Origin of the sequence: Mesorhizobium sp. M4A.F.Ca.ET.090.04.2.1 (assembly GCF_003999085.1) — a bacterium.
GTDB lineage: Bacteria > Pseudomonadota > Alphaproteobacteria > Rhizobiales > Rhizobiaceae > Mesorhizobium.
This window is the reverse complement of sequence record NZ_RZOT01000305.1, coordinates 1-7,127: the sequence shown is the minus strand read 5'-3', so window position 1 is coordinate 7,127 and position 7,127 is coordinate 1. Positions and strand designations below refer to the sequence as shown.

9 protein-coding genes are annotated in these 7,127 nt (G+C 64.6%); 3 read left to right on the top strand and 6 right to left on the bottom strand.

Annotated features, from left to right (window positions below):
• Both EN781_RS20640 and EN781_RS20635 read right to left on the bottom strand, forming a co-directional pair.
• On the bottom strand, nt 1–284 hold a 284-nt coding region (locus EN781_RS20640), incomplete at its 3' end, for a DUF1203 domain-containing protein (RefSeq protein WP_127400277.1).
• 278 nt (nt 285–562) lie between these two features.
• On the bottom strand, nt 563–1,120 hold the full coding sequence (locus EN781_RS20635) for an OmpA family protein (RefSeq protein WP_126054647.1): 558 nt from the start codon (nt 1,118–1,120) through the stop codon (nt 563–565).
• A gap of 186 nt (nt 1,121–1,306) precedes the next feature.
• On the opposite strand from EN781_RS20635, the gene EN781_RS20630 reads away from it, so the two are divergent.
• Entirely contained in the window at nt 1,307–1,717 is a 411-nt protein-coding gene (locus EN781_RS20630) for a GFA family protein (RefSeq protein ID WP_126054648.1), read from the top strand.
• 12 nt (nt 1,718–1,729) lie between these two features.
• On the opposite strand, the gene EN781_RS20625 is transcribed toward EN781_RS20630, so the two are convergent.
• The 4 genes from EN781_RS20625 to EN781_RS20610 are packed head-to-tail and all read right to left on the bottom strand — an operon-like array spanning nt 1,730 to nt 4,961.
• The gene (locus tag EN781_RS20625; RefSeq protein WP_126059073.1) at nt 1,730–2,293 is read right to left on the bottom strand and encodes a GNAT family N-acetyltransferase; all 564 of its coding nucleotides are present in this window, start codon (nt 2,291–2,293) and stop codon (nt 1,730–1,732) included.
• 5 nt (nt 2,294–2,298) lie between these two features.
• Nucleotides 2,299–3,150, bottom strand: coding sequence for a 3-mercaptopyruvate sulfurtransferase (sseA, locus tag EN781_RS20620; RefSeq protein ID WP_126054649.1), 852 nt, complete (start codon nt 3,148–3,150; stop codon nt 2,299–2,301).
• Between the two features lie 33 nt (nt 3,151–3,183).
• Nucleotides 3,184–3,927: an alanyl-tRNA editing protein gene (locus tag EN781_RS20615; RefSeq protein ID WP_126059074.1), complete on the bottom strand. Its 744-nt coding sequence runs from the start codon at nt 3,925–3,927 to the stop codon at nt 3,184–3,186.
• On the bottom strand, nt 3,927–4,961 hold the full coding sequence (locus tag EN781_RS20610; protein ID WP_126054650.1) for a cysteine synthase A: 1,035 nt from the start codon (nt 4,959–4,961) through the stop codon (nt 3,927–3,929). The genes EN781_RS20615 and EN781_RS20610 overlap by 1 nt, the downstream gene beginning before the upstream one ends.
• 215 nt (nt 4,962–5,176) lie before the next feature.
• On the opposite strand from EN781_RS20610, the gene EN781_RS20605 reads away from it, so the two are divergent.
• On the top strand, nt 5,177–6,019 hold the full coding sequence (locus tag EN781_RS20605; protein ID WP_126054651.1) for an SDR family oxidoreductase: 843 nt from the start codon (nt 5,177–5,179) through the stop codon (nt 6,017–6,019).
• A 68-nt stretch (nt 6,020–6,087) separates the two neighbouring features.
• Nucleotides 6,088–7,065 carry an alpha/beta fold hydrolase gene (locus EN781_RS20600; RefSeq protein WP_126054652.1) on the top strand — a complete coding sequence of 326 codons (978 nt, stop codon included), beginning with the start codon at nt 6,088–6,090 and terminating at the stop codon, nt 7,063–7,065.
• Nucleotides 7,066–7,127 lie beyond the last annotated feature (62 nt).

Here is a 7,127-nt window from a genome sequence, read left to right as displayed (position 1 = left end):
CTCTCGAGCATTTCGGGGAGCGCCTCGTCGTCCGGCGCGCGTTCGCATTCCTGCGCATGCAGGAAGATCGGCCCGGTCTCGGCATAGGGCTGCAACTCGGGAAACGGCCGGTAGGCCAGGACGAGATACGCTTCGCCGGCGCCGACGTTCTTGAGGCAATGCCGGCACGGCACGCCGTCGCCATCGGAAATCTGGCGCTCAGGCTTGTGGCCATAGGCGTCCGCCCCGCCGCGCTGCAAGGTTCTCACATCGTCGGTCGGCAGGGCTTTGAACTGGATGGGCATGGCAAATCTCCGGTGTCGCTGACCGGAACTATGCGGTCCCCGGCACGCTTCCCACCCGATTCCTGCCAAGCAGCGTCAGTCGATGAGCGCGTCGAGCCCGCGCACCAGCGCCTTGCCGACCCAGCCGGTCGCGCCGGCCATTATCACACGTATCGTCATCGTCGGATCCACTCGCGCGATCTTCGTTGGCCCTGGACATCAAGCGAAATGGAAAGAGCCCGGGTCATTCAAGCCGGGCTCTTTTGAACGGCGATCCAGGCGAAGGCCTGACGCGGGCGCTATCGGATGAAGTCGTCGAGGCGGCGCAAGGTCACCCTGCGGTTGCGCCAGTTCTCCTGCTGTGTCGGCACCAGCAGGAACTCCTCGCCATAGCCGACGGTTTCGAGCGCATGGCCGGGCACGCCGAACTCGCGCACCAGCGTCCGCTTCAGCGAGGCGGCGCGCTGCTCCGAGAGGATCTGGTTCGACTGGAAGGACCCGACCGCATCGGTATGGCTCTCGATCAGGATGCGGGCGCCGCGATTGCGCCGCAGGATGCGGTGTAGCGCATCGGCGATGTTTTCGATCTTGCCGTATTGCGGCTCCGAGATCGCAGCCGAGCCGAAGGCGAAGTTGATCGACTGGATGTCGATCGAGCGCGCCATGCGCCTGAGGTCCGGCCGGCGCTTGAATTCGCGGATGGTGACGCGCTGATTGGGGCGCAGCTTCACCCTGGGCGCTGCCTCGAGCTGGCGCTCGATCGTCGCGGCGGAAGGCGTGGTGGCCTGGGCAAATGCAAGGCTCGGCATGGCAAGTGCCGCAATCATGGCAACGGCAAATGTACGTCGGGTCAGCATGTCATTCTCCTTCGGCCCGTCCTTCTGACGGGCGCGTTGATCTTGCCGACACCTTGGCAAAGTCGGCCTGAAGCGAGGATGAACGAACAGATGCCAAGTTTTCCGACTGGCCAGACATGTCGCTCCGCGCCATGATGATCCCGGAACAACGCGGCAGCGGTTGACGGAGCTGGCGAGGATCCGAGCATGATCACCGGAGGATGCCTGTGCGGCGCAGTCCGCTACGAAAGCAGCGCGGAGCCGATCACCACGCGCCTGTGCTGGTGCCGCTTCTGCCAGTATATCGCGGCCGGCAACGCGGCGGTGAGCGTCTGCTTCCTGACCGCGCGGATCAAGATCGCCGGCGAGACGCGCGACTATGAGAGCGTGGCCGATAGCGGCAACAGGATGCACCGGCGCTTTTGCCCAGCCTGCGGGGTGCATCTCTTCAGCGAGGCGGAGACGCGCCCGCATCTCATTTTTGTGCGCGCGGGCACGCTCGACGATCCGAACATGATCAGGCCCGGTGCGACGCTATGGACGGCCAAGGCGCCGGCCTGGGCCTGCATCGACACCTCGCTGCCAACCTTCGAGGGCCAGCCGCCACCGGTGGCGTAGGCGGCATCGATACTACGGCCGCATGACGCTCGCGGATCGCTCGGCGAAGGAGAGCGGGTGCACGATCTCCTTCTTCTGCGCAACCGGTGTGAAGCCGAGCTTTTGGTAGAGCGGCAGTGCCGCCGGGTGGTCGAGCGTGCAGGTCTGCACCGTCACCCGCTTCGGACCATGCGACCAGGCGGCAGAGATCGCGGCGCCCAGGAACCAGCGGCCGATGCCTTGTCCATGCGCATGCTCCATCATGCCGAAATAGGCGAGTTCCACCTCTTCCGGCATATGCGGCTTGAGGTCGAAGAAGCCGGCCGGCGCGCCGTCGAGATAGAGCACCCTGATGTCGCGGTCCTCGCGATGGAGGCCCGCTGAAAGCTCCTCGTCGCTCAGCCTCAGCACATTCACCCAATGCCATTTGCGCCCCACCCGATCCATCAGGTAGCGGTAGAAATGCAGCGGGATATCCCTGGTCTTCAGGAGCGCGACCTGTCGGTTATACGGCACCGGCGGCGACGCGGCCGGCGGCGCATGCATTTCGAGAAACGTCACCGTGACGTCGATGTCCTCCAGCGCGCCGTTTTCCATCACCGTCATTCCTTGCCCGTCACCACGGGCGTATCGGCAAGCCCGCCCCATTCGGTCCATGAGCCGTCGTAAAGCCTGTTGTCGGTGTGGCCAAGCGTCTCCAGCGCCAGCGTAATCGCCGCCGCTGTGATGCCCGAGCCGCATGACGTGACGACCGGCTTCGACAGGTCTATGCCGGCATCCTCGATCACCTTGCGCAAGCGATCCCTGGGCAGCAGCTCGCCGTTCTCGGCCAATGCCGTGACCGGTACGTTGCGGGCGCCAGGCATATGCCCGGAGCGGATGCCGGCGCGCGGCTCCGGATCGGTCCCGGCAAAACGGCCGGCGGATCGCGCATCGGCGATCTGACTTTCTCGCCCGTCGACGATGCGGCGCATTTCGGCGAGGCCGACGACCCGCGCGGCATCGAAGTCGGCGTGAAAGATGCACGGCGCGATCCTCGTCGGCTCCGCTGTCACTGGGCGCCCCTCCGCCTTCCAGCGATCGAAGCCGCCGCTCAGGATGTAGACCTGGAAGACGCCCATGACCCGGAACATCCACCAGCCGCGCGGCGCCGAGAAATAGCCCGGGCCGTCATAGACCACGATCGTGTCGTCGGCCGAAACGCCCATGGCGCCGACATACTGCGCGAAATCTTGCGGCGACGGCAGGGTGTGCGGAAGCCCGGAATCCGGGTCCGAAATGGCGTCCTGATCGAGGAAGCGGGCGCCGGGAATATGCGCCGCCTCATATTCGGCGCGCGCATCGCGCTTTTGCGCAGGCAGATACCAGGACGCGTCGATGATCGTCAGGCCGGGCTCGCCCAAGCGCTTCTCAAGCCAATCCGTGTCGACGATGAAAGGACTATCTTCAGCCATTTTTCTCCTCCCATCCCGCAACAGTGCCGTCGATCAGATCGCCGGCATCGGCCCGAAGCGGATGCGGAAACGCCGGTTCTCGCGGCCTTTCTTCTCGATCTTGCCGATATGGATCTCGCCGACCTCTCCGGTGCTCCTCACATGGGTGCCACCACAGGGCTGGCTGTCGATCGAGGCATTGTCGCCGATGCAAACCAGACGGATCTTGCCGGTGCCGACAGGCGGACGCACGTTCTTGGATTTCACCAGGCCCGGATTGGCGGCGAGCTCCTGGTCGGTGATCAGCCGGGTGAAGATCGGATGGTCGGCACGCACCAGCTCCATGAGTCTCGCCGTCACATCCTCCTTGGTGAAGCCGGCATCGGGAATGTCGAAGTCCACCCGGCTGTCGTCCTCGGAAACGGCCGCGCCGGTGATCGGGAACGGGCAAACGACGGTGAGCAGATGGCAGGCCGCGTGCATGCGCATCAGAAGATGCCGCCGCTGCCAGTCGATGGCAAGCTTCAGCCGTTCGCCAATCGTCGGCACCGCTTGTCCGGGCGCCGGCACATGGATGATCTCGTCCTTGGTCTCGCCGGTGATGGTGGCGGCGATCGCGACGCGGCTGCCGTCGGCGCGCTCCAGCAAGCCGGTGTCGCCCGGCTGGCCGCCCGAGCTTGCGTAGAAGATCGTCCGGTCCAGAACGACGCCGCCGCGATCGTTGATTGCGACAACCGCTGCCTCGGCCTCCTTCAGGTAGGCGTCATCGCGAAACAGAGCTTCCGTTTTGTGCACCATCACGCGACCTTTTCGAAGGGCACCGAAATGTCGGCGGTCTCTTCCATCCAGCGAGGCACCGGCAGGTTCTTCTCGCGCAGGAACTCGGGATTGAACAGCTTCGACTGGTAGCGCGTGCCGTAGTCGCAAAGCATGGTCACGATGGTGTGGCCGGGGCCAAGCTCCCGCGCCAGGCGGATCGCGCCGGCGATGTTGATGCCGGTCGAGCCGCCGACGCACAACCCCTCCTCCTGGATAAGGTCGAAGACGATCGGCAGCGCCTCCTCGTCGGGGATCTGGAAGGAGAAGTCGGGCGTAAACCCTTCGAGGTTGGCGGTAATGCGCCCCTGGCCGATGCCTTCGGTGATCGAGCTACCCTCGGCCTTCAATTCGCCGCTGGTGTAGAAACTGTAGAGCGCGGCCCCCAGCGGATCGGCGAGAGCGATCTTCACGTCCCTGCTCTTGCCTTTTAGCCCGAGCCCGACACCGGCCAGCGTCCCGCCCGAGCCGACCGCCGAGACGAAACCGTCAACCTTGCCGTTGGTCTGCGTCCAGATTTCCTCGGCCGTAGTCCTGATATGGCCGTCGCGGTTGGCGACATTGTCGAACTGGTTCGCCCAGATCGCACCGTTCGGCTCGGTGCGCGCCAATTGTTCGGCCAGACGCCCCGACAGCTTCACGTAATTGTTCGGATTCTTGTAGGGCACCGCCGGCACTTCGATCAGCTCGGCGCCGAGCAATTTGATGGTATCCTTCTTCTCCTGGCTCTGCGTGTCCGGAATGACGATCACCGTGCGGTAGCCAAGCGCCTTGGCAACCAGCGTCAGGCCGATGCCGGTGTTGCCGGCCGTGCCCTCGACGATAACCCCGCCAGGCTTCAGCAGCCCGCGCTGCTCGGCATCGCGGATGATGAACAGGCCTGCGCGGTCCTTGACCGACTGTCCCGGATTCATGAATTCGGCCTTGCCCAGGATCTCGCAGCCCGTTGCTTCCGAGGCCTTGTTGAGGCGGATCAGGGGCGTGTTGCCGATCGCGTCGATCACAGAACGGGGCATCAAGGATTCCTTGTGTAGGTGCGGCGAGACCCTAGAAACCCAAAGCCCCGGTTTCAAGGCAAGAATTCGCCTGGTCCAGTCGCATTTCAGGCACTGCAATCTCCTGAATTCAGATGCTGTGTTCCAGCATGCATTTCAACCTTGCGCCGAAAAGCGCTCTTTTCATTCGATTTCTTCGCCGCTAGAGCACTACCGACACATTGGCAGGACACAGCATGACACTCTACCGGGCCAACCCGAAGCATGGCGTCGCCTGGATAACGGGCGGCAGCAGCGGCATCGGCCGCGCATTGGCCAAGGATCTTGCCGCGAAGGGCTATGCCGTCGCGGTGACGGCGCTTGCGGACGATCCGATCGACACGCTGATCGTCGAGACGGCGCAGATGCCCGGGCATGTGAAGTCGTATCCTTGTGACGTTACCGACGAGACGGGCATGGCAAGGGCGGCCGCCGCGATCGAGAAGGACATGGGGCCGATCGTGCTCGCGGTCTTCAACGCCGGCAATTACATCGCCACGCCCGGTGAGCACCTCGTGGTGAGCGATTTCCGCCGCTCCTTCGACGTCAACTATTTCGGCATCGTCAATGGCCTGGTGCCCGTCGTTGAGCATATGCGCGTGCGCGGACGCGGCCATGTCGTGCTCGTCGGCTCGGTCACCGCCTATTCAGGTTGGCCGACCACCGCCGCCTATGGCGGCACCAAGGCGGCGATCAACATCCTGGCGGAGTCGTTGAAATACGACTTCGACAAGATGAACATCCGGGTTCAGGTGATGAACCCCGGCTTCGTCGACACCCCGCTGACGGAAAAGAACACGCTGCCAATGCCGGGGCTGATGCCTGTCCACCGCGCATCCCGCCGCATGGTGCGCGGCATCGAGAAAGGTGGCTTCGAGGTCACATTCCCCTACCGCATCAGCTGGCCGCTGAAATTGCTCGGCCTCTTGCCGCGACCGATCTGCCGTTGGGTGATCGGCGTCACGACCGGCTGGAGGGCACGGCCGCTGAATTTCGACCGCAAGCTGCCGCACGAAATGGGCCCGGACCAGGCGACTTAGGCCGGCGCACGGGTGTTGCCTGTCGGCAGGCACGGCCATAGGTTGAGAATTGTTGCTTGGAGTCTGTAATGGGGCGGCGGATCGTGCTTGCGGTGCTGGGGCTTGCTGTCGTCTTCTCCATGGCCTTCGTGCTCGGCCCGCGCGTACCCGTCGACACGAAGATCCGTTTCGATCCGTCCGCGATCGGCGACGATCCGCAGGCCTATCTGGCGCGCGAAGAGGCCGCCGTGCCCAACATCCGCGACGGGCTGGAAAAGGAGATCATCTGGGCAAATCCGATGGTTCACGCCAAGACGCCGCTGGCCATCGTCTACATCCACGGCTTCTCGGCCTCGAAGGGCGAGGTTCGGCCGCTGCCGGATGACGTCGCCGATGAGCTTGATGCCAACCTGTTCTACACGCGCCTCACCGGCCACGGCCAGGACGGCGCCGCGATGGCCGAGGGCAGCGTCAATGCCTGGATCAACGACTACGAGGAGGCACTGGCCATCGGCCGGGCGATCGGCGACAGGGTGATCGTCATCGCCACCTCGACCGGCGGCTCGCTGGCGACGTGGGCGGCAACGGAACCGCGAGCCTCGGAAGGGGTCGCGGCGATCGCGTTCATTTCGCCCAATTTCGGCGTCAAGGCGTCCGGCGCCGAACTGCTCACCAAACCCTGGGGCAAACAGATCGCCGAGCTGGTCGGCGGCAAGGAGCGCAGCTTCCCGACCCGCAATGCGCTGCATGAAAGGTTCTGGACCCACCAATACCCGATAGCGGCGACGCTGCCGATGCAGGCGTTGACCGAGCTCGCCTATGCGGCGCCGGTGGAAAAGGCGACCATCCCCGCCCTCTTCATCTTTTCGGATTCCGACAAGGTGGTGCGGCCCGACCGCACCCGCGAAATCGCCGGACGCTGGGGCGCGCCGCACGAGCTGGTGCCGGTCGACGACACCGGTGACGTCGACAGCCACGTCATTGCCGGCGACGCCCTGTCGCCGTCGACAACCGTCGTCCTCGCCGAGCGGATTGTCGTCTGGGTCAAGGCGCTGACCGGGCAGTAGCCCGTCACAAAAGGGGCGGCCGAAGCATCGCTCCAGTCGCCCTGTTCAGTCGATTGCCGGCG

Bases quoted from the DNA above. Each gene is read 5' to 3' on its own strand.
- EN781_RS20635 (WP_126054647.1), bottom strand. From the start codon at position 1,120: ATGCTGACCCGACGTACATTTGCCGTTGCCATGATTGCGGCACTTGCC.
- EN781_RS20630 (WP_126054648.1), top strand. From the start codon at position 1,307: ATGATCACCGGAGGATGCCTGTGCGGCGCAGTCCGCTACGAAAGCAGC.
- EN781_RS20625 (WP_126059073.1), bottom strand. From the start codon at position 2,293: ATGGAAAACGGCGCGCTGGAGGACATCGACGTCACGGTGACGTTTCTC.
- sseA (WP_126054649.1), bottom strand. From the start codon at position 3,150: ATGGCTGAAGATAGTCCTTTCATCGTCGACACGGATTGGCTTGAGAAG.
- EN781_RS20615 (WP_126059074.1), bottom strand. From the start codon at position 3,927: ATGGTGCACAAAACGGAAGCTCTGTTTCGCGATGACGCCTACCTGAAG.
- EN781_RS20610 (WP_126054650.1), bottom strand. From the start codon at position 4,961: ATGCCCCGTTCTGTGATCGACGCGATCGGCAACACGCCCCTGATCCGC.
- EN781_RS20605 (WP_126054651.1), top strand. From the start codon at position 5,177: ATGACACTCTACCGGGCCAACCCGAAGCATGGCGTCGCCTGGATAACG.
- EN781_RS20600 (WP_126054652.1), top strand. From the start codon at position 6,088: ATGGGGCGGCGGATCGTGCTTGCGGTGCTGGGGCTTGCTGTCGTCTTC.